1 protein-coding gene is annotated in these 789 nt (G+C 23.3%); it reads left to right on the top strand.

All coding sequences use genetic code 11. The features are described from left to right. On the top strand, positions 1 to 771 hold a 771-nt coding region (locus PaeCFBP13512_RS23330), incomplete at its 5' end, for a hypothetical protein (protein WP_161594357.1). Positions 772 to 789: the final 18 nt, after the last annotated feature.

The following is a 789-nucleotide window of genomic DNA, read 5'->3' as shown; positions in this document are numbered from 1 at the left end:
GAATATCACCATAATCATAGAGATTTTGTATTTTTAAAAACAGATTTTGAAAAGGTTGAAATTGATACTGAAGATAAAATGTTTAAAGATATTAGATATTTAAAAATTAATAATGTAGTTCGTTTTTTAAATCCTAAAATAGATTTGAGAATGGCATCTTTAGAACAAAGTCTTGGAGAAGAGATAGAATCTGTAGATGATTTTGATACTGCGTTAACTTTTGTAGAAGATCGAAGCGAAAAATTTAAAATTAAACAACCTTGTAATGATATAAAAAAAATTTTTTTTCTGCCCACACATATAGAAGCAAAACTAAAAAGTATAACTTGTAATAATCAGAAAAATAAAATAGATTTTAGGCTAAAAGATATTTTGCCAGAGTATTATATAAAACAGCTAGGGCTTAATTTTAAACCACCTACTGATGAAAATATTGTAAATTATGATAGTAGGGAGAAATACTCTATATCGTTATTTAAGTTTTATAATGTTGATAATACAAATGAATGTAATATTAGTGATACAGAAAAAAAAATTAATGAAGTTAAATACCGATTAAATTCAGATAATATTGATAGTTTCGATTATTATTTTATTGGAGATATTGATATAGGAACTGGACTTATAGAAAGAAACGAAGTTGAACATACTAAAGATCCTTTATATTATCACTTTAATTTTTGGAAATTAAAATCTTATGATATTTTATCTATTATAAATAAGTTTCATTTATACCCTTTCGATGAGGAGGTATTACTAAATGAATATTGAAAGAAAAATAGAAAATAT

Source organism: Paenibacillus sp. CFBP13512, from assembly GCF_005233705.1.
Classification (GTDB): Bacteria; Bacillota; Bacilli; order Paenibacillales; family Paenibacillaceae; genus Saccharibacillus; species Saccharibacillus nuruki.
Note: the sequence above shows the minus strand (reverse complement) of the source record. Positions and strands in the feature narration are given on the sequence as shown.